Source organism: Parendozoicomonas verongulae, assembly GCF_009711465.1.
GTDB lineage: Bacteria > Pseudomonadota > Gammaproteobacteria > Pseudomonadales > Endozoicomonadaceae > Sansalvadorimonas > Sansalvadorimonas verongulae.
Genome location: NZ_SMME01000203.1, coordinates 1 through 361 on the forward strand (window position 1 = coordinate 1; position 361 = coordinate 361).

Below are 361 nucleotides of genomic sequence, written 5' to 3' on the forward strand. Positions count from 1 at the left end.
GTGAGTATGGGGGATTTTGCCCACAGCTGTCGGTAAATGTTCCCCAGAAGCCAGAGATACTTAGCGAATTACCATTTTACAACGTTATGATATCTGAGGCCTATGCCCGGACACTGTCCAGTCGCTTGTTTAGAGATATAAATGGTGTCCTCTGGTATGAAGGGCAGGAAGCTGCGGAGAATATTCCAGCCTTTGCCCGTTTTGCTGAAAAAGTTGTCACTCCTCCAGGCAGGGATCGGGAATCTCAATCTGCAGGTGCAATTCCTGTCATAAGAGAGGGGGTTGCCAATGAATGTAGCTTACCCCTTCAATCTCTTTCTCTGCAGGATAATGGTACACGAGAGGGTGAGGACGGTAGCCA

At 48.5% G+C, this 361-nt stretch carries 1 protein-coding gene; it reads left to right on the forward strand.

The annotated features are described in order from the left end of the window. Positions 1–361 (forward strand): hypothetical protein (locus E1189_RS24250; protein WP_230459812.1); only part of this gene is annotated, 361 nt, incomplete at both ends.